This is a genomic window from Neisseria sp. CP9 (assembly GCF_047758525.1).
Taxonomy (GTDB): domain Bacteria; phylum Pseudomonadota; class Gammaproteobacteria; order Burkholderiales; family Neisseriaceae; genus Neisseria.
The window spans coordinates 312,761-332,248 of the sequence record NZ_CP180502.1 but is presented as its reverse complement, the minus strand read 5'-3'; the positions used below and the strand labels follow the sequence as shown (position 1 = coordinate 332,248).

At 53.5% G+C, this 19,488-nt stretch carries 21 protein-coding genes and 1 pseudogene; 5 read left to right on the top strand and 17 right to left on the bottom strand.

The genetic code is table 11. The annotated features are described in order from the left end of the window. Positions 1-114 precede the first annotated feature (114 nt). Positions 115-1,149 (top strand): dihydroorotase, encoded by a 1,035-nt coding sequence (gene pyrC, locus ACMYUL_RS01555; RefSeq protein ID WP_342031286.1) that lies wholly within the window; start codon positions 115-117, stop codon positions 1,147-1,149. A gap of 240 nt (positions 1,150-1,389) precedes the next feature. Here pyrC and ACMYUL_RS01550 read toward each other — a convergent pair whose 3' ends face one another. The 4 genes from ACMYUL_RS01550 to ACMYUL_RS01535 all read right to left on the bottom strand — a co-directional run bounded on the left by ACMYUL_RS01550 (position 1,390) and on the right by ACMYUL_RS01535 (position 5,972). After that, entirely contained in the window at positions 1,390-3,735 is a 2,346-nt protein-coding gene (locus tag ACMYUL_RS01550; protein WP_415771698.1) for an MMPL family transporter, read from the bottom strand. A gap of 199 nt (positions 3,736-3,934) precedes the next feature. Next, positions 3,935-4,669 carry a hypothetical protein gene (locus ACMYUL_RS01545; protein WP_415771696.1) on the bottom strand — a complete coding sequence of 245 codons (735 nt, stop codon included), beginning with the start codon at positions 4,667-4,669 and terminating at the stop codon, positions 3,935-3,937. Continuing rightward, positions 4,651-5,685 carry a beta-ketoacyl synthase N-terminal-like domain-containing protein gene (locus tag ACMYUL_RS01540; protein ID WP_415771694.1) on the bottom strand — a complete coding sequence of 345 codons (1,035 nt, stop codon included), beginning with the start codon at positions 5,683-5,685 and terminating at the stop codon, positions 4,651-4,653. The genes ACMYUL_RS01545 and ACMYUL_RS01540 overlap by 19 nt, the downstream gene beginning before the upstream one ends. Next, positions 5,682-5,972 carry a phosphopantetheine-binding protein gene (locus tag ACMYUL_RS01535; RefSeq protein WP_003759119.1) on the bottom strand — a complete coding sequence of 97 codons (291 nt, stop codon included), beginning with the start codon at positions 5,970-5,972 and terminating at the stop codon, positions 5,682-5,684. Before ACMYUL_RS01535 ends, ACMYUL_RS01540 begins: the two co-directional genes overlap by 4 nt. Before the next feature lie 303 nt (positions 5,973-6,275). Between ACMYUL_RS01535 and ACMYUL_RS01530 the strand changes: the two genes are divergently transcribed. Further along, positions 6,276-6,677 carry a hypothetical protein gene (locus ACMYUL_RS01530; RefSeq protein ID WP_415771692.1) on the top strand — a complete coding sequence of 134 codons (402 nt, stop codon included), beginning with the start codon at positions 6,276-6,278 and terminating at the stop codon, positions 6,675-6,677. Between the two features lie 31 nt (positions 6,678-6,708). After that, entirely contained in the window at positions 6,709-7,164 is a 456-nt protein-coding gene (locus ACMYUL_RS01525; protein WP_415771691.1) for a DUF6636 domain-containing protein, read from the top strand. A 202-nt stretch (positions 7,165-7,366) separates the two neighbouring features. Here ACMYUL_RS01525 and ACMYUL_RS01520 read toward each other — a convergent pair. Further along, positions 7,367-7,762: pseudogene (locus tag ACMYUL_RS01520) on the bottom strand (transposase); the annotation flags it as partial. On the opposite strand from ACMYUL_RS01520, the gene ACMYUL_RS01515 reads away from it, so the two are divergent. Together ACMYUL_RS01515 and ACMYUL_RS01510 are read left to right on the top strand one after the other, a co-directional pair. Next, positions 7,740-7,958, top strand: coding sequence for a hypothetical protein (locus tag ACMYUL_RS01515; protein ID WP_415773000.1), 219 nt, complete (start codon positions 7,740-7,742; stop codon positions 7,956-7,958). The pseudogene ACMYUL_RS01520 and the gene ACMYUL_RS01515 overlap by 23 nt on opposite strands. A 295-nt stretch (positions 7,959-8,253) precedes the next feature. Further along, complete coding sequence (locus ACMYUL_RS01510; protein ID WP_415771689.1) at positions 8,254-9,105, top strand: alpha/beta fold hydrolase; 852 nt, start codon at positions 8,254-8,256, stop codon at positions 9,103-9,105. Positions 9,106-9,359: 254 nt separating this feature from the next. Here the strand turns inward: ACMYUL_RS01510 and ACMYUL_RS01505 are convergent, their stop codons facing one another. The 12 genes from ACMYUL_RS01505 to ACMYUL_RS01450 all read right to left on the bottom strand — a co-directional run bounded on the left by ACMYUL_RS01505 (position 9,360) and on the right by ACMYUL_RS01450 (position 19,438). Beyond that, positions 9,360-10,613: an ABC transporter permease gene (locus ACMYUL_RS01505; RefSeq protein WP_415771687.1), complete on the bottom strand. Its 1,254-nt coding sequence runs from the start codon at positions 10,611-10,613 to the stop codon at positions 9,360-9,362. Continuing rightward, complete coding sequence (locus ACMYUL_RS01500) at positions 10,610-11,524, bottom strand: ABC transporter ATP-binding protein (protein ID WP_009174199.1); 915 nt, start codon at positions 11,522-11,524, stop codon at positions 10,610-10,612. The genes ACMYUL_RS01505 and ACMYUL_RS01500 overlap by 4 nt, the downstream gene beginning before the upstream one ends. A 28-nt stretch (positions 11,525-11,552) precedes the next feature. Beyond that, positions 11,553-12,296: an SH3 domain-containing protein gene (locus ACMYUL_RS01495; RefSeq protein WP_342031279.1), complete on the bottom strand. Its 744-nt coding sequence runs from the start codon at positions 12,294-12,296 to the stop codon at positions 11,553-11,555. 45 nt (positions 12,297-12,341) lie between these two features. Next, positions 12,342-13,085, bottom strand: a complete 744-nt coding sequence (locus ACMYUL_RS01490) for an SH3 domain-containing protein (protein WP_342031278.1) — start codon at positions 13,083-13,085, stop codon at positions 12,342-12,344. 45 nt (positions 13,086-13,130) lie between these two features. Then, positions 13,131-13,874, bottom strand: a complete 744-nt coding sequence (locus tag ACMYUL_RS01485; RefSeq protein WP_415771683.1) for an SH3 domain-containing protein — start codon at positions 13,872-13,874, stop codon at positions 13,131-13,133. 81 nt (positions 13,875-13,955) lie between these two features. After that, positions 13,956-14,948: a BtrH N-terminal domain-containing protein gene (locus ACMYUL_RS01480; protein WP_342031276.1), complete on the bottom strand. Its 993-nt coding sequence runs from the start codon at positions 14,946-14,948 to the stop codon at positions 13,956-13,958. A gap of 202 nt (positions 14,949-15,150) precedes the next feature. Next, positions 15,151-15,549, bottom strand: a complete 399-nt coding sequence (locus ACMYUL_RS01475) for a hypothetical protein (protein WP_342031275.1) — start codon at positions 15,547-15,549, stop codon at positions 15,151-15,153. Between the two features lie 27 nt (positions 15,550-15,576). Further along, positions 15,577-16,734 carry a beta-ketoacyl-ACP synthase III gene (locus ACMYUL_RS01470; protein ID WP_342031274.1) on the bottom strand — a complete coding sequence of 386 codons (1,158 nt, stop codon included), beginning with the start codon at positions 16,732-16,734 and terminating at the stop codon, positions 15,577-15,579. Between the two features lie 69 nt (positions 16,735-16,803). Beyond that, entirely contained in the window at positions 16,804-17,049 is a 246-nt protein-coding gene (locus tag ACMYUL_RS01465; protein ID WP_342031273.1) for a GNAT family N-acetyltransferase, read from the bottom strand. 115 nt (positions 17,050-17,164) lie between these two features. Beyond that, the gene (locus ACMYUL_RS01460; RefSeq protein ID WP_039850824.1) at positions 17,165-17,584 is read right to left on the bottom strand and encodes a nuclear transport factor 2 family protein; all 420 of its coding nucleotides are present in this window, start codon (positions 17,582-17,584) and stop codon (positions 17,165-17,167) included. A gap of 37 nt (positions 17,585-17,621) precedes the next feature. Then, the gene (locus ACMYUL_RS01455) at positions 17,622-18,530 is read right to left on the bottom strand and encodes a dialkylrecorsinol condensing enzyme (protein ID WP_342031272.1); all 909 of its coding nucleotides are present in this window, start codon (positions 18,528-18,530) and stop codon (positions 17,622-17,624) included. A 317-nt stretch (positions 18,531-18,847) separates the two neighbouring features. Further along, positions 18,848-19,438 carry a LolA family protein gene (locus tag ACMYUL_RS01450; RefSeq protein ID WP_003759132.1) on the bottom strand — a complete coding sequence of 197 codons (591 nt, stop codon included), beginning with the start codon at positions 19,436-19,438 and terminating at the stop codon, positions 18,848-18,850. Positions 19,439-19,488: the final 50 nt, after the last annotated feature.

The window sequence follows — 19,488 nt, the reverse complement described above, 5'->3', positions numbered from 1 at the left end:
CAAATCGTCATCTTCCGCTTTGTGAACAAAAATCCACTTGGAAAATGAAATGTTGACAGATCCTAGGGAACATCAAGGGGTCGTCTGAAACCCAAAATCTAAAAAGGAACACCCATGCAAACCCTGACCATCATCCGCCCCGACGATATGCACCTGCACCTGCGCGACGGCGACGCGCTCCAAGCCGTTGCCCCCTATACCGCCCGCCAGATGGGTCGCGCCGTCATCATGCCCAACCTCAAGCCGCCCGTCGTCAGCGTAGCCGACGCGCTTGCCTACAAAGCGCGCATCATGGCGGCGTTGCCCGAAGGCAGCGCGTTTGAGCCGTTGATGACGCTTTACCTGACCGATCAAGCCACGCCCGAGCTGGTGCGCGAAGCCAAAGCCGCCGGCATCGTCGCCTTCAAACTCTACCCCGCAGGCGCGACCACCAATTCCGATTCCGGCGTAACCGACCTGTTCAAACTCATTCCCGTTTTGGAAGAAATGGCGAAACAGGGCATTTTGTTCCTCGTTCACGGCGAAGTAACCGACCCCGAAATTGACATTTTCGACCGCGAAGCCGCCTTTATCGAGCGCGTGATGAAACCCGTTTTAGCGCAAGTGCCGAATCTCAAAGTCGTGTTCGAACACATCACCACCGCCGAAGCCGCCCGCCTGGTTTTGGAAGCAGGCGACAACGTTGCCGCCTCCGTTACCCCGCAACACCTCCTGCTCAACCGTAACGACCTCTTGGTCGGCGGCGTGCGCCCCCATCATTTCTGCCTGCCCGTACTCAAACGCGAGACTCACCGTCAGGCATTGGTTGCCGCCGTTACCGGCGAGAAGGCGCACAAATTCTTCCTCGGCACCGACTCCGCGCCGCACGCCAAATCCGCCAAAGAAAACGCCTGCGGCTGTGCCGGCATGTTCAGCGCCATGACCGCCATCGAGCTTTACGCCGAAGTGTTTGAAAAAGCAGGCGCATTGGACAAACTCGAAGCCTTCGCCTCGAAAAACGGCGCAAGGTTCTACGGCATTCCCGAAAACGCCGACACGATCACCCTCGTCAAACAAAGCCAAACCGTCCCCTCAAGCGTCCCTTACGGCGACGGCGAACTCGTCCCGATGCGCGCGGGCGGCGAGATAGGCTGGACGGTGGAATATTGAGCCGAACTTGATTGAACTGACGTATGAAAATGCCTGCCCGAAAAGAGGGCAGGCATTTTGGTTTGATGAGGGAGCGGATAAGGTTTGTCCTAGGATAGTCTCGCAAATGGATTTACGTTCTGCAAGAAGACAGCAGCTTGATTACGTTTGATATTGTCAAAAAGGTCGTCTGAAAACGGGTTGGCGCAAAATCCGCCAACCCGTTTTCAGACAACCTTTTTGTTTTTTAAATTTTAAACATCAATCTTTCAACAAAGCCCCCGCCAGCCAAATATTGAACGCTACGCCGACCGTGACCGTAATGCCGAAGGCGGCGACGGCGGGCGTGCCGCTTAGGGCGAGCAGGGCGAAGGAGATGGCGGTGGTAGCGGCGGCAAGCAGCATCCCGCCCAGCCGCGCGGGTGCGCTGTGTCGCGCGGTGAGGGCATAGACGGCGTAATCGACGCCGATGGCGGACACCAAAAGCAGGCCGAACATGGCGAACAGGCTGACGGGGATGCCTGCCAGACCGAGTACGGCGACGGTGCAGACGGCGGCGGCAAGCGGTACGGCAAGGATTTTGGTGCCGCGTTTCATGCCGAACATATGCCATAAAACCAACCATGCCAGCGCATAGGATGCCAGTTTCAACCACGCCGCCTGATTGCGCGTGTGGTGGAAAAGGTCGTTCAGGTGGGCGCGTTTGTCCGCCCAATGTACGCCCGCTACGCTTTGCGCGGTGGAGCGGACGGCGGTGTCGTCGGTCATGCCGTTCAGGCGCACGATGGCGGCAAAACGGCCTTTTTCGACTTCACCCAAATAAAGCGGCCGCCAGGCTTCCGCCAAATCGGTTTTCAGCGCATCGGCAAGCGTCAGCGGCAGCGCATCGGCGGCTTGCAGCAGCGCGTTGCGTAGGGTTTTGTGCGGAATGCCGATATCGACAAGCGGTTGGCGGCTTTCAGGCAGCTTGGACAGCTCGCGCAGGCGGTTTTGCAGTTTTTTCTGTTCGGATACGGGCATCAGGAGCTGGTCAGGAGATTGGAAACTGACCAGCTTGCCTTGCGCAACTAAAGGTTGCAGCGCGCGGCCGAGTTCGGCGGTTTTCATCAACAAAGCGTCTTCGCTCGGCGCTTCGGCAACCAAGTATTTGCCGCCGAAATCCGCGCCGCTCAACTGCCCGATGCGTTGCACTTCCGCCAGCATTTCAGACGGCATGTTGACCCACTGGCGGATGTCGTCGCGCCAGTCGCTGCGCCACAGCCCGACCGCCAGCAACACGCCGCCGACAATCAGCCAGCCGCGTTTGTGCAGACGGATTTTCAGACGACCCGACAGCGCGTAGAGCCGTTCGGTCAGCGCGGCAAACGGCACGGTTTTGGCGCGGTAACGCTGAAACAGCGGCGGCAGCCACAACACCGTCGCGCCGAAAGCGCCCGCCAGCGCAAACCCTGAAAACACGGCGGTCTGCCGCAATACGGGCAGCGGCGTGAACCACAAGAGCGCGTAGCCCAAGACCGTAATCAGCAGGCTGACGGTAAAGCTCGGCAAAACGTGTTTCATGGCGGGTTCTGCCTGCCAGACGGGGTCGTCTGAAAAAGCCGTTTTGCCGTTTTTCGCCCGTGTGCCGAATACCGAAGGCGCGAGCCAGTGCAGCGGGAAATCCACCAGCATACCGACCAAACTCGTGCCGATGACGATGGTCAGGATATGCACCTCTCCGAAGAACAGCAAAGCCGCCGCCAGCCCGGTCAGCATACCCGCCGCTAAAGGCAGCGTCAGCCAGAACACGCGGACGCTGCGGAATACCCACAGCAGCAGCGCGAACGTCAGCAGCATCCCCACCGTACTCATCGTCCGGCTTTCCTGCTCCGCTTCGGTTTTAGACGCGGCGGCAAACAGCGCGCCGCCTGCTGTCAGCGTGTCCGCGCCTTTGGCTTTTGCCAGTTTGCGGCTTTCCGCTATCAGCGGCAGAAGGGCGTTGTTGCCTGAAAAATTGTCGCCCGCCGCCAGTTTTCCGCGCAGCCAGACCCAAGTTTTCCCGTCATCGCCTTCGGTGAACAACATGCCGTTGTCCATGTTCCACTGCAAGCGGCTTTGCGGATTCGCCTTGCCCGCGACAAAGCGCCCGAAGCCCAGCCAGTCTTGTTCCAAAGACAAAGGCGAGGGCGCGGCAAACGGGTTGACCGCCGCTTCCGCCCGCGCTTGGAAATAGGCTTGCGGATGCTCAAACAGCAGGCGCACTTGTTCATCCGGCAGCAGGGCGAGTCCCAGCTTGCCGATATCCGCGCGCACCTTGTCCAAGTCGGGCGTCACGCTGCTGTCCACTTGCTCGAACACGCCGCTTTTACGCCACAAAGCGGCAATCTCAGAGGTCGTCTGAAACGCCGTTTCCACGTCTTTGCTGCCCGCCAGCAAAATCACCTGCGTGTTCAACTGCTCTTCGCCCGCTTTGTCTGCCGCCGTCAAAAGCGCGTCCGGCTGCTGTTCGCTCGGCAGCAGCGCGGTCAGGTCGGTTTGCAGCCAGTTTTTCGTGGAGACGGTATAGATGAGGAACAGGGTCAGCAGGGCGGTGAGGACGGTGTAGGCGCGGCGGTAGGTAGTCATCATTTTTCAAATGGGTTTGAAGTGTGTCTACGGCATTTTATGGGGAAGTCGGGTGCATTGACAATCCGAATGGATAATCGGCAGGGGAAAGAAACAGGTCGTCTGAAAATGTGTTTGAAACAGAAGACAGTTTCGGATTTTCAGACGACCTGTCGGCGCGGAGGCAGCGACGTATTTCGGAACACGTTTCGCGTTTGCGACCTCATAGAATTTCTGCGCGCGCCATCATGATTGGGTTGGGTTTGTCAGATGACAAATCGTCGGCAAGGCACAATGTTTCTAAAATATCGGCAACATCCTGCCAGTAATATCCTTGCGTTTCAGAGTGCGCAGCCTCCTGACGGGACGGCCTTTCAGCTTCTTTAGTTTGTCCGCCCAAGGTAACGGGAACGCCGTGTTCCGCGCCGTGTCCAAGCAAAATCCAAATGCTGCCTTCGCGCGTATCGGCGTGGGTGGCTTGGTGTTCGTATGCCCAGCCGACCGCGGCCTGTCCGCCGCTTTGCAAGGATTGTGCGGCGAGCAGCAGGGGGTGGAAACGGGTTTCCAAATGGCGTTCGGTGGCAACCGCCAACGTCGCGCCGTGCGTGCCTAGGGTTTGCGCGGCATGAAAAACGGGGGCGTTGTGCAGGTTGGCGATGAAGTCGAAAGGCATGGCGGCATGGTGGTTGAGCACGTTGTCTGCCATTTTTTCAAACACGGACGGCGAGGAAAACGGCGTGCCGAGGAAGACGGCGCAATCGGGGCGGATTTCGCCTTGTCCGCGCAGCAAGCCTGCGCCGAGTGCTGCAATCAGGCTCAGGCGGCTGAGGCGGCGGGCGTCCGCGCCGCTTTGCTGCTGCAAGGTTTGTTTGAGGATTTTGTTGCCGACGGCGGCTTCGGTATCGAAACGAGCGGCGGCGGTGATGCGGATGTCGGGATTTATGATTGCCATTGCCATACCATAGCTGTGTTGCTGCCGCCGAAACCGAAATGGTTGGCGAGACAGAAAAGGTCGTCTGAAAACCGGATTTCGCGTCCTTGATAATCGGTGCCGCCGCCTTGTTTCAGGGCGGACAAGAGCAGCGCGGTTTCGAGGGCGGCAGTTGCGCCGAGGGTGTGGCCGATTTGCGCTTTGAACGCCATCAGCGGCGGCACTGTGCCGAACACGTTTTCCAGTGCAGCCAGTTCGGCGGCGTCGCTGTCGGCGGTGCCGATGCCGTGGGTTTTGACGGCGGCGATGTTTTCGGGTGCAACGGCGGCGATGTTTAAGGCGCGGCTGATAACCTGTTCCAACGCCTTACTGTTGCTTTGAATCAGGTCGTTGCCGGTATTGGCGGCGTGGCCGACGAGTTTCAGACGACCTGCACAGTCGGGCGGTGTGGCAGAGAGGGCGAGTGCGGCGACACCTTCGCCCAAAATCAGACCGTTGCCGCCGAAGGGCCGATAGCGTTCGGTAAACAAACCCAAGCTGTGAAAATGCAGCAGGGTCAGGCGGTTGAGGTTTTCGATGCCGAGAACAAAGGCGCGTTCCGCTCCGCCGCGCAAACAATTGTCTGCCTGAATCAGCGCATGGGCGGACGAGGTGCAGGCGGTCGCCAAACTGAAAATCTGCCGGTTGCCGCTGCGTTTGCGCAAATCTTCGGCAAGATAGAGCAGGCCGTGTTCCCCAATGTCCGTATTGCCCGCGCGGCGGCGGTTTTCGTATTCGGCGATGGCGTAGGAGCTCGAACCGATGAACACCGGCGCGTCGTGCCAGCTTTCAGACGGCCATCCGGCATCTTCGGCGGCGCGGCGCAAATGTTGTTCGGCAATATCCGCAAAAGCGGCGCTCCCCAAGCTGTCGTCGGCAAAAGCGCGGAAATAAGCGGCCTGCTGCGGCTGGTTTAAAAACGTATAAGACACCGCATCGGGTCGTCTGAAATCCGCCTGCGGATTCAGCGCGGAGGTGGCCGCCGTACCGCAAACCCAGCTCACGCCCCATGCTCCGCGCGGACGAACGCCGCCAAATCGCGCACGCACATCATATGCTTGCGCACCATACGGTCGCCTTGCAGCCGCACTTGGAAATACTGTTGCAGCGCGACGCAGATTTGCAGTGCGTCGAGCGAATCCAAATCGATAGGGCTGCCGTCGCCGAACAACGGCGCATCGTCGGTAAAGTCTTCGGCGGCAACATCATCGGTCTTGTCGGCTTCTTGCAGGATCAGCTTTTTCAATTCCGCTTCCAGCGCGTGTTCTGCCAAGGTAAAGGTGTAGGACATTTTTTGCTTTCGTGTTTGGGGTGGGGATGGATGTCGGCTTGTGTTTTCAGATAGCCTGAAGGTTCTCCAAACCGATATAATCCAAATTTTCGCATACAGAATTTTACCATGCCTCTATCTGCCTATCTCGCTCAAATGCAAATGTCTTGCTAAAACTGAGTGATAAAGAAACTTAAAATGATTGGGTTTTATTTAGAAAAAGCAGATAAAATATGGATGGTTAAACATTGATACGTTATGCATCATGCTGCCGGTGTGGTTATAATGCGCCGATTTTTTACAAATTTAAGGAACATTGAAAAAGTGAAAAAAGTATTGTTTTTCTCTGTGGCTTTAATGGGTACGGCTTTTTGTTATGCGCAAGAAAATGCTGCCCATAATAAAGATGTTTGCCCTAAGAGCATGCTGGAAAATATTGAAGAGGTTGACTACGATTGCCTAGATATACTGGATGGGCGTCTGGAAAAAGAAATTGATGAACAATATAAAATACTGTACCAACGGGTAAAGAATAAAGATGCTGCCTTACATGGTTTGCCGGCTTCTTATTTTAATAAGGTACGTAAAACTTGGGGGGAGTATAAAGAGCAACTTTGCTCTGACCCGACAAATGACACTGATCTGAAATCTGCGGCTGATTGGTATATTCTTAAATGCAGCATTGAACAATCACAAGCGCACCTGAAAGCCTTGAAACGTTTTTAACCTCTGTTATCCACTATATGGGAATCTTTATATGAAAAAATTATTTATTTTGACATCGCTCACTTTCTCGGTTGCAGCTTTTGCGGCACCTTCTTCGGAAGGAACTGAAAATGAGATAAATAGCGGGCTGTATAACATCGATTTTCGTGCCGGAAACGGTAAGATTTATTGCGGCGGCGATGCGAAAACATCTGATTTGGCTCAGGGTATATCATGTCTGATTGAAATTAAAGGCAAACCTGTTTTACCGCGTCCCAAGGATTGCGACCTCGAATGGGGCGGAACATTTTTCTTAGGTAAAACAGGCAAAGCAGATATGGTTTGCCATAGTGATTTTCCTTTTAATCCCAAAGCCCGTATCTTGAAAGACGGAGAAACAGTGAAAGGCAACGGCTGGCAATGTACGGCTTCTGGTTCGGAGGTGACTTGCTCCAATCAAGATAAACATGGGTTTAAGGTTAGCCAAAAAATGCAGAAGTTGTTTTAATACATATAGTGGCCGTATGTTTACCTGATGGGGTTAACAATAGAGTTGCTATGGGGTTGTCTTGATTATCGAAGCAATTTGAAATTGTTATAGCTCTAAAAAAAAGGCTGTCCGAAATTTAAACATAATTTCGGACAGCCTTTTTTATGGTTTTGACAAGGTTTTTTAGACTCTTTGTCAACTGTAGTGGGTTGATGAAAAGTTATAATCTGGAGAAGACTAAATCAGTCCTCTCCTTTTTGATGTTCAAAGCGATGAGGATTCTAGTTTTAAAATTGTCAAAGTTCCGAAAGCCGAAAGCGTTTCGCTTGATGACTTTGATGAGGTTGTTAGTAGCTTCTAGTTTTGCGTTTGAGTAGGGCAGTTCCAGTGCGTTCAGGATCTTATCCTTGTTTTTCAAGAAGGTCTTAAAAACAGTTTGAAAAATAGGATTTACATAAGAAATGGTATCTTCAATGAGTCCAAAGAAATGCTCAGTTTTTTTCTCTTGAAGATGTTGTACAATGTGAAAGTGGTCGAGGACAATTTTCGCAGAAGGAAATAGTTTTCTGGCAATATCGTAGTAGGGGCTAAACATGTCCATTGTAATGATTTTCACGCTTTTGAAAAACGCTGTGGCGTTAGTAAGCTGTGGCTTGCTCGCTTTTGGAGCGGCGCAAGTCCAAGCTGATGAGCAAAAGTTGCCGTCAGGCACACATTACGACCAAATCGGTCAGAAGATTGAAAATTACTACCAAAAACACGAAAAAACAGCCAGTCTGCTCCCTTTGCTTGGTCGCTCTGGCAACACCTGACTTGTGGGCTTATTTTGTCTACCATGCTGCTACTTTTCTTCTTTATCCAAAGCGTCCTAAAACTTAGTAGCTCACAAAGCGACCGTGTTTGGTTTTCTATGGGCTTTGCGGCAATAGGTGCTAGCCTTCTGATTAGCTTGATTGCCCCATTTTTCATGCGCTCCAAATTCCAAGTGAGCAAGAGTAAAAAGGTCTTGACCTACTTAACCAGCAGCGCTTCGCTTATTACAATACTCAATCTCCTCTACTGGTCTCTTTATCAGTGGTGGACGCTCTATTAAAAGAAAGGAAAACGATGACTCATTCTCAAAAAATCGAAACGATGATCCGAAATGGCTCCGACCAGCTCTACACCATCTGCTACCCCAATCCCGACAAGGAAACGATTATCTTGCTACACGGTGGACCGGGAGCACCTGACGACTTTCTTTGGTTTGCGCCAGAGTTTGAAGAAAACTTCCAAATCATCACCTTTCACCAGCGGGGAACCAGAAAATCTCCCTGCCTGAGCGGTGATTATAGCATAGAAGCCTACATAGCAGACATTAACACAATCGCCAACCAATTCGGACTAGAAAAATTTCACCTTTTTGGACATTCCTGGGGCGGTCTGTACGCGCAAATCTACGCCAATAAAAATCCCGACCGCCTCCTTAGTCTCTTGCTTTCCTCGTCAGGAACAGGGACAGGCTCCCAGTGGCAAGAAATGGAAAAGGAGATGATGCGCTACAATCGAAAACACTGCACTTTTCTTGAGTGGACGAAAATGGCGCTCAACACTCTGCTTGGCGGTCTCGGTAGTTCCAAGGCTTCGCAGGCTCTCTTTCGCCAAGTTGTCCGTAATTACAATGCCGACTATCCAGCCTTTCATGATGTGAAACTAGACATGAGCAATGTTTCAGTCCAGGCAAGCAATCAAACGAGAAAGGAAATCACTGCCTACCCTCTCTTGCCCCGCCTAGAACATCCTCCTTTTCCTATCACCGTGACCTTTGGTGACAATGATATTTTTGGTGCCAGTGGAAATTTTGTCATCAGCCGCTACCCTAGCGCCCAAGTCTTTACGATTAAAAACAGCGGTCACTTCCCATTTCTTCATAATCCGCAGGATTACTTTGCTATCTTGCACCAGCATTTTCAACCTTAGCATGAACCTCTAAAGTTTTCCAACTTTAGAGGTTTTCACTTAGTCTGCAACTTATCCCTCTTTTTCGGGCTCTTTGTCAACTGTAGTGGGTTGATGAAAAGTTATAATCTGGAGAGGACTAAATCAGTCCTCTCCTTTTTGATGTTCAAAGCGATGAGGATTCTAGTTTTAAAATTGTCAAAGTTCCGAAAGCCGAAAGCGTTTCGCTATTCCTATAGTGGTTTTACCCACTACAGAAATTATAGAGCCGTTTTTTAAAACCGCACCTGCGTCTGCAACTGCCTGCGGTAAACCAGTACGGCGGCGGTCAGGGTGGTGGCGGAGAAGGCAGACAGCAGGATGAGGTAGCGGCCGATTCCGTCCAGTCCGCTGCGGTTGAGCAGCAGTTCTTGAAAAGCTTTCAAGCCCCATGCCATCGGGGAAATCCAAGTGAGTTGCTGCATGGTTTCGGGCATGACGTGGGCGGGGACCATAATGCCGCCGATTGCCGCCATCAGGATGATGCCGCCGCCGCCGAGAACGACGGCGTGTTCGGTGGATTTGGCGCAGACGCTGACCAAAAGCGCGTAGCCGAGTGCGGCGGCGCTGACGGTGGCGGACAACAGCGCGTAGGGAACAAGGCTGCCGTTGAGTATGAGGGCGGGCACGCCGATTTCGGGCAGCAGGTAGCGGCCGAGCAGCAGCATTCCGACAAACTGAAGCTGGTTAATCAGGAAATAGGGGACGAGTTTCGCAGCAATCAGGCCGAACGCGGAGGCGCGGGCGAGACGCAGGCGGGTGATGGTGTTGGTCTGGCGTTCCAGCGCCATGACGTTCGACAGCGGTATCATGATGAAAAACATACCGAAAATCAGCCATGCGGGAACGCTGTGCTGTACGGCGTTGGGTTTTTCCACCGTGCCGCTGCCTGCGCTCAGATAGTGTTCTTCCAGCATTTTTTTATCTAAAAAGGTTTGCACGGCGGCGAATTGCTCGTCGTTTTTTTCATCGACTTTTTTCTGGATGTCTTTGCGGATGGAACGGGGCAGTTTTTTATTGTCGATTTTGATGCCGTCGTTGTTGTCGAAATAGGCGTCCAGCCGCGTTTGGGTGTAGTGCTGCTGCAAAACGCCTTTAACCGCCGCCAGCCACGAAGGCTCGGTATCGGGCGGTACATAGATTTGCAAGGCTTTGTTGTCGGCGATTTTGCCGGAAGCGGGATTCGGGTTGTGCAGCACCAGTTGGAAACGTTTGTCGTGCAGGCCGTTTTGCGCGTCAGTCAGTTTTTCAGACGGCATCAGCGTGACATGAATCTGCTCTTTTTCCAGCGCGGCGGCCAGCGCGGTATTGACGCTGTCGTCTGCCGCGCCGACCAGCGCGATGCGGCTGTCGGTGTGCGGGTCTTGGTCGCGGCTCAGCGCCAACGACATAATCAGCATGAAGGCGATGGGCATCACAAACAACACGGCCAAACCGTGCAGGTCGCGGCAGAGCAGTTTGAGTTCTTTGAGGAGGGAGGAGGTTGTCATTGTGGATTTTGCTTATCTGTTGCCGGTTCGTCTTTGCGCAGGAAATCAAGGTAAAACGTTTCCAGCGAACCGTGTCCCTGCTGGAAGTAGCGGATTTGCGCGCCGCTTTGTTGCAGGGCGGCGTAAACGGCGGCGGCATCGTGCGCCGTTTCCATCATGCCGCGGCTGTCCACTTGCTTTGCACCCAAAGCGGCCAGCGTTTGAGGCGGCAGCGGCGGTTCGACGGTAAAACGCACGACACCGGTTTGCGTACTTAAAAGCTCGTCCAAACCGCCGTGGTACACCAGTTTGCCGTGTTGCAGCAGCGCGATTTTGCCGCAAAGCTGCTCGATTTCCGACAGATAGTGCGAGGTGTAAACCACCGTTACTCCCTGCCGCGTCAAATCCGCCACGCTGTCGAGGATAAAGCGGCGCGACTGCGGGTCGATGCCGACCGTGATTTCGTCGAGGAACACCAGTTGCGGCGTGTTAATCAGGCCGATGGCAAAATTCAGACGACGTTTAAGCCCGCCCGAAAGATGCTTCGCCGCTTTGTTCTTGTGGGCGGTCAGGTCGGTCTGTTCTAACAGCGCATTCAGACGACCCTTGTCGCGCACTTTGTAAAGCGAGGCGAAAAACAACAGGTTGTCCCACACAGAAAGCTGCGGATAAAACGCGAAATCCTGCGGCACCAAACCGATTTTCTGCCGCTCGCTACGGCTTAACAGACGCAATGGCTTGCCGTCAAACAAAATTTCGCCCTGCCGCACTTCCTGCAAGCCTGCCAAAAGCGACATCAGCGTCGTTTTTCCCGCACCGTTGTGGCCGAGCAGCCCCAAACATTCGCCGTCGGCAATATCGAACGACACATTGTCCAGCGCGGCGGTTTCGGCTTTGGGATAACGGTGGGAGAGGGATTGGATTTGAATCATGGCTTCCAAATTGCCCTTTAATGAATATTCATAGTAATGCAGTCCACACATAACGGCGCTGGAATTTGCCGTCTTTAAATACGAAACACATACCGAAAGAACCAGCATCATTATTCACCGAATTAAACAGATAAAGCGTCTTGTCGGTACGGCGGTAATAGGCTTCCCAGCCATCATACGCATTGCTGCCGCGTGCAGTGGCGGCAAAATCGGGCAAGAACAGCCCTTGCAGTTCGGCAGCGGGAACTGCTTGACCGTTCAGCGTAATCTGTTCTATGGCAAATACGCTTTTCGGAATGGAGTCGTCTGTACCGTAAAACGGTTTGCCCCGATAAAGAGACGCGGTGTCACTATTTGGGGCTGTACCTGAAAAGTCGCTGCGTTTGGGGTGGATACGCCGGGCGGCGATGTGTACCGTTTGACCGTTGCCGGACAAAGTCAGTGTGTCGTCGCGACCGAAGTGTTCACGCAGTGTAGCGAAGTTTTTGTCAGAGGCTGGAAATATCAGACGGCTGCGGTGGATAAAGCCGTAACCGCCGGTGGCTGTCTGTTGCAACTTCGCGGTACAGAAATTCGGATTGTCTTTGCTGGCTTCGCCTACACATTCCAACGGCGTGCCGTTGGGAATTTTTGCCAAAACTTTGGCATTCAAATCGGGGCTTTCGCGTAAGTTGGTGTGTCCGTCGGCATCATAAACCAAGGCAAAGCCGTCCGGCGGCGCGGCATGGGTTAAGGCGGAACACAATAATAAGAGGGAAGCTAAGTAACGCATTTTTATCATTTCTTTGAGTTTTCAGACGACCTTTTCGAGCGATATTTAAATCGCAGCATCCCACAAATAACGGCGCTGGAATTTACCGTCCTTAAATATAAAGCAGACATCGAAAGGAGCGCCGTCCGAACCTTGTCTGCCAAACAGATAAAGCGTCTTATCGCTGCGGCGGTAATAAGCTTCCCAGCCTTGATATACATTGCTGCCGCGTGCGGTGGAGGCAAAATCGGGCGAGAAGAGTCCTTGCAGTTCGGCAGCGGGAACCGCTTGACCGTTTAGCGTGATACGTTCAAGCGCGAACACGCTTTTGGAAATCATAGAGTCCATGCCATAGAACGGCTTGCCTTGATAGAGCCGCGCGGTGTATTTGTCTTTGCTGATACCCGAGAAATCACTGCGTTTTGGGTGAATGCGGCGGGCTACGATGTGTACCTTTTGACCGTTGCCGGATAAAGTCAGCGTATCGTCATGACCGGATTGTTCGCGCAGGCGGACGAAGTTTTTGTCGGAGGCGGGAAATATCAGACGGCTGTAATGGATAAAGCCGGAATCATCGGCGTTTGCCTGTTGGAGCTGAACAAAACAGAAGTCTGGCTTGTTTTCACTGAGTTCTTCCGTACATTCCAACGGTGTGCCGTTGGGAATTTTTGCCAAAACTTTGGCATTCAAATCGGGTCTTTTTCGTAAGTTGGTGTGTCCGTCGGCATCATGAACCAAGGCAAAGCCGTTCGGCGGCGCGGCATGGGTTAAGGCGGAACACAATAATAAGAGGGAAGCTAAGTAACGCATTTTTACCATTTCTTTGAGTTTTCAGACGACCTTTTCGAGCGATATTTATAGCGCAGCATTCCATAAATAGCGGCGCTGGAATTTACCGTCCTTAAATATAAAGCAGACATCGAAACTACCGGCTCCCGAACTTTGTCTGCCGAACAGATAAAGCGTCTTGTCGGTGTGGCGGTAATAAGCTTCCCAGCGTTGATATACATTGCTGCCGCGGGCAGTGGAGGCAAAATCGGGCGAGAACAGTCCTTGCAGTTCGGCAGTGGGAACCACTTGACCGTTTAGCGTGATGCGTTCAAGCGCGAACACGCTTTTGGGAATGTCATAGTCTGTACCATAGAAAGGTTTGCCTCGATAGAGCCGCGCGGTGTATTTGTCTTTGTTGATGCCCGAGAAGTCGCTGAGTTTTGGATGGATGCGGCGGGCAACGATGTGTACCGTTTGTCCGCTACCGGACAAAGTCAGCGTATCGTCGCGACCGGATTGTTCGCGCAGGCGGACGAAGCTTTTGTCGGAGGCGGGAAATATCAGACGGCTGTAATGGATGAAACCGTAGTCTTCTGCGGCAGGTTGTTGCAGCTGGGCAGTACAGAAACTCAAACTGCCTTCGCCACCATCACCCAAACATTTCAACGGTGTGCCGTTGGGGATTTTTGCCAAGACTCGGGCATTCAAATCGGGGCTTTCGCGTAAGTTGGTGTGTCCGTCGGCATCATGCACTAAGGCAAAGCCGTTCGGCGGCGCGGCATGGGTTAGGGCGGAACACAATAATAGGAGAGCAGCTAAGTAACGCATTTTTATCTTTTCTTTTAGTTTTCAGACGACCTAATTTCAAAACTGTACGCGGCGGTTTAAGTTAAGCCGCATGATTCCCCATTATTTCAACAATCCCCGCCACAACGCTTCTTCATCATCCGCAATCTTGCGCAAAAATGCGGCGATTTCGCGGCAGCCGTTTTCAGACGGCTTTTTGCACTGCTTCACGCACATCGCTGCAAACTGCCGCCATTGGTCGCCGATGGCGGTCATTTGTTCTGAGGCCGTCTGAAACGCGGGATTGTCGCAGATACGGGCGGCCTGTTCGAGGAAATAGGCGTAGATATAGCGGAAACCCGCGCCGCCGGTGCCGATTTCTTCCTGCATCCGCACGAGATGACCGAGGAACAGCTTTTGGTATTTTGCATTTCGTTTAGTGGGCAGGGCTTCGATGTTTTTTGCCAACGTGCGTATGCCTTTTACGCCGGCGAAAAAAACGGGGGGGAGCATTTGTTTGGCGTTTTTGCGTATGGCTTTGCAGATGATGGTGGGCAAGTCTGCCTGAACTTTTTCAGACGACCTGTCGTTTTCCAGCGTATACATCATGCCTTTTGCCGCCAGCACACCTTTGGCGAAGCGCGCCCGCTGCAAATCTTCGGCGGCGCAGCGTTGCACCGTTTCAAATACGGGGTCGCTGATCAGGTAGTCGCCACCGTCTTTGCCGTACACCAAGAGATTGTGTGCGTTGAAATGGAAACGCATTTGCGGCGGGAAATACGGCAGCCAGAATACGGAGGTCTGCAAACCCGCCAGTTTGCCCGATGAAAGCACGGCATCCAGTGCGTCTTGTCCCTTTTTGGCATTGGAAAATTTGCGTACGGACAATTTCAGCCCCAATGCCTTGCAGGTGTTTTTGATGATGCCGCGCGGTGCGATACGGTAGGAAACCAGCGGCATGCCGCCCAGTTTGACGACGGGCAGCCAGACAAAGGTCAGCGCATGGGCGATGCCGAAAATCATGGCTTCGTCCAAATCGTGGCCGTGGTATTTGAGCAGTGTGGACATTACGCCGCTTTCGCAGTGGGCGGTATGCTGGTGTGGGAATTCGGTCATGGGGTGTCAATCGGATATTTGTTTGGGAGTGTTTTTATAGTGGATTAACTTTAAACCAGTACGGCGTTGCCTCGCCTTGCCGTACTATCTGTACTGTCTGTGGCTTCGTCGCCTTGTCCTGATTTAAAGTTAATCCACTATATGATTAGGCGGCCGTTTCAGACTCTATAGGAGGTCGTCTGAAAAATCAGGTCGGTTCGCCTTAATCCGCGTCCGTCCGCTTCAATTCGCCTATGCTGATTTGCAGCGCGTCGGCGTATTTTTGCAGGGTTTTGTCGGGCAGTTTAGCGAAGATTTCGGGACGCAGGTGGCGGCGGAGCTGCCATTTCCATACGCCCGCGGCCATTGCCAAACCGGCTTCGTCGTGGCGGAAGCGGAACATATGGTAATACAGCGGCGAATATTCGCCCCGTGCCACTGCTTCGCGGGCGGCGCGGGTTTGTTCGTCGAGTTCGGCGACCGCCATTTCGGTGGCGTAGGCTTCGTCCTGCCAGCCGCTGCTGGTACCGGCTTCGTAACGCCCGTCGCGCGTGCCGTAAATGACTTTCAGATGTCCGTGGTAGCTTTCGCTGTCATCTTGCGGGATGTCTTTGATTTCCATAGTTTCAGACGACCTTTTTTCAGTTTGCTATACCGCTTCCAAAAGCATAAAGCAAGTTGAGAAACGCCCGCTTTCGGGAACGTAGCACAAAACTTTTTGACCGCGCTCCAATGGGAAGGTGCGCATAAATTCTTCAAGGATGATGTAAATCGATGCCGAGCCGGTGTTGCCTTTGGTATAGAGGTTGGTAAACCATTTTTCCTGAGGGATGTCGAAGCCGATGTTTTTCAGGCCGTCTGAAAGACGGTCGCGGAAAAAGCCGGAAGAGTAGTGCGGCAGGAACCAGTCGATTTCGTCGGCGCGGATGCCGTGTTTGGCGGCGATTTGCGCGAGCGGTTTTTCCACCGTGTATCGGACGATGTTTTCGTTCAATAGTTTTACGTCCTGCTTGACCGCCATCAGGCTGTGGCGGCGGCTGTATTCGGGGTCGGCGTGTTTCCAGCCTTCGAACACGCCGTCACGGAATTCTGCGCCGGCATACATGCAGGGCGGCATTTCGTTGGCGTAGGAGAGCAGCTCTATCCAGCGGATTTTCAGGCTGAGGCCGTCTGAATTGGGGCGGTCGGACAAGTATGCCGCGCCCGCGCCGTCCGACAGCATCCAGCGTAAAAAGTCTTTTTCAAAACCGATTTCGGGGGAGGCGTTTTCCAGCTTTTTATAGTCGGTTTCGTGTTGGAACACTTCGCCGCGCATCACCGCCGAAGCGTTTTCCGACGCGGCGGCGACGGCGTGGGCGTGTTCGCCGGTGCGGATGGCGTTGTAGGCGTGTTTCATCGCTGCCATACCTGCCGCGCAAACGCCCGCCATGCTCAACACTTCGCAGGAGGGTATATTTAAAAGACCGTGTACCATCACGCCGTGTCCGGGCATGGTTTGGTCGGGGTAGGACGTAGCGCAGGACAGGCTGGTGATGTCTTCGGGCTTGATGCCTTGTGCGAACAGCCGACGGACTGCCTCGGCGGCAAGTTCGGCATTGGTATGCGTGGCGCGGCGGCTGTCGGGGTCTATGGCGTAATGCCGTGTTTGGATGCCGTTGGAACGCAAAATCATGCGCCGAACGCGCGAGGGCAGCTCGCCCGCCATGCCGAGAACGGCTTCCATCTCGTCATTGCCGACGGGCGCGTTGGGCAGGAAGGCGGCGATGTGGTTGAGGTAAACGTTTTTGAGTGTGTTATTTGGAATCATGGTTTTGGGTTATATGGCGAAACAAAATAGGGATATTACGGCGCTATTTTGTCTCACTATGGTAAGTGGTCAGCCGATAAACCGCGCCGCGTAATCGCAGCTTGCGGTGAGCGGGATGCCGTGTGCTTCGGCATATGCCGTTAACGCATCCACCAGCATTCGGGCGATGCCCTGATTGCGGAAATTGGGCGAAACTTCGGTATGGTCCACGTCCCAGCCTCCGTTGTGTTCGGTATAACTGATGTAGCCTGCTTCTAAGCCGTTGATGTCGATTTGGAAGCGGCGGCGTTCGGGGTAATGGATCACTTCGTGCATGGAGTGCTTTCTGTATTTGAGGCCGTCTGAAAAACAGGACTGTCGTCGGCCGTTGCTGTAAAACATTTTGGTCGTTTTCAGACGGCCTCTGCCAACGTCGGTGCGGCTTCCGGCGTCAAGCCTTAACCGCTTTGGCGAGTGCCGAAGCTGTCAGCATCTGCGTGCCGAACCAGCCCCAATAAATGCGGTGGTGCTTGATTTTGCCGCTTTCCAGCCGCATCACTTCCAAAATATCCACCTGATCGCCGTCGGGCGTTTGGCGCGGGTATTCCCACACCAGCGTATCGCCCGCAACAAAATAGCGGCCGTCCCGATACCAGCGCACCAAATCGTTGGGACGGCGGCGCGTGCCTTCCTGTAAGAAACGCAGGATTTCGGCCTTGCCGCACAGGATGCCGCTGTCGGTATCCATAATCGCGGGCACCAGCGGGCTTTCAAATACGGCGTCGTCGGCATACAGCGCAATCAGCGCGTCGGTGTCGCGGTTTTTGGCATATTCGTGCCAGTCGCGGTAAATGCGTTCAAAATCGTCCATATACAGTCTCCTTACAGGTTGCCGCCCGCAATCCGATTCATCCGCCGGAGGGTTGGCCGTAATAATCGGCCAGTTTTTTCAGACGGCCTTTGAGCAGCGGATGCAGCAGTTTTTTCACCAATACGCTTACCGGTACCAACACCAGAATCATCGCCAGCAGAAACAGGATATAAAAACACAGCAGGGCGCGGCGCAGCAGCGGGGACACACGTCCGGCGGCCATCAGCAGCCTGCCCCACAGGAAAAAGCTGCGTCCGGCGGCTTTTTCGCTGAAAATCAGTTTTTCGTTTACCTTGACCGCGCCCATGTTTTGAAACAGGGTTTCGTCCAAGGTTTTGTTTTGCAACAGGGTATCCCGCATTTTTGTGCCGAAGCGCGTCGCGTCAGCCAGCTCTCCGTCTGCAATGCCGGCGGAGGGCAGGGCGCGGAAGTATTGTTTGTCGCCCGACAGCAGCCATGCGGGGGTGGTGATGAAGCTGGCGGCGCTGTTGCACGCGTCGATTTTGACGATGTTGCCGATGAGTTTTGCGCCGTTTTGTGTCAACAGCGACTTCATTTTTTCCTGCGCGCCCAACCACATATTGCGGCAACCGATAAGCGTTACCACGGGTTTGCCGTTGAGCAGGCGGCGGGTTTCTTCACGTTGCAGGAAGGCGGTAATCGGCTGGGCGGGCGAGAGGAACCAGACGGTATAAGCGATAACCACGGCGTCGTAATCGTCGGCGGGAATGGTGGGCGGCAGAATCGGCGCGGGTTTCAGGTGGACGGTTTCGGGAAAGGTGTTGAAAAACCGCCAAAACGACCACGGAAACGGATACGGTTCTTGCGGCTCAAGGTTAACGCAATCCACATGGACGCCGCCCTGCTGCAAAGGCTCGGCGAAATTCCGCGCCAATTTTGCCAATTGTCCGGTCTGCGAGTAATACACCAGCAGCACTTTTTTCACGTCGCTTCCCATTATCTATTAACAAAAATTATTCGATGAACGGCTATTATAGCTTTTTTGTAAAATTATTTAAAGAACAATAGGGTGGGATAAATGGAGGTCGTCTGAAAAGGGCGGTAGGCGTGAAAGTGGAGGCAAATGGCATATCCTGAAAGCACTGGGCTTAGGGCAAAAATATGTGCCTAATAAAATGCGAACCTGCGGCTTGCCACCCTCGCTCAACCTCTCATGCGGAGAGGAAAACGCGGGCGGCAAGCCGTCAGGCAGGTTCTTCAAAAGCCGACAGGATGACTTTGCGGGTTTGTCGGATGGTTTGTTTACAGGGCTTTTTTGGCAAAGTCGTCTAACGGTTTGCCGGTTTGCACTTCTCTAAACTGCATCACAGTTTTGTCGCCTTGTTTTTCGTCCAACTCGATTTTGCGTACTACACTGTCGCCGCTGATAACGATGTGGTTGAAAATTTGGCGGGTAACGGCGGTTTTCGGCGTCAAATTCAACGTCCATTGTTTTTCGCTGCCAGAGAGGGCGAGGTTGAATTGTTTTTCCAAACCTTGCGTGTTGCCGCCGAGCAGGTCGAGGAAGAGTTTGATTTGCTGGGTTTGTCCGAATTTGCCTTGGTTGGGGTTGGTCCATGCGCTGCCGTTCCACTGCATGATGCCGTCCGAGCGCACGCGCAGGGTGGTTTCAAACGGTTTTTGCATTTGCCACAACAGGCCTTTTTTCGGGACGAGGACGAATTTCCCGCCTGTAACCATCGGTTTGCTCAGGGATTTCAATTGACGCTGCTGGGTAAACGCACCTTGTACGTTGGACGGTTTTTGCAGGGTTTGGGCGAGTTCGGCGGTGGAAAACGCCCATAAGGCAGGGCTGGCAAGGGTCAGCACGAGAGCGGTAAGTGTCTTTTTCATGTTGTTCCTTTTCAGGTTTGTTTTTCAGACGACCTGAAGGGTCGGGGTCG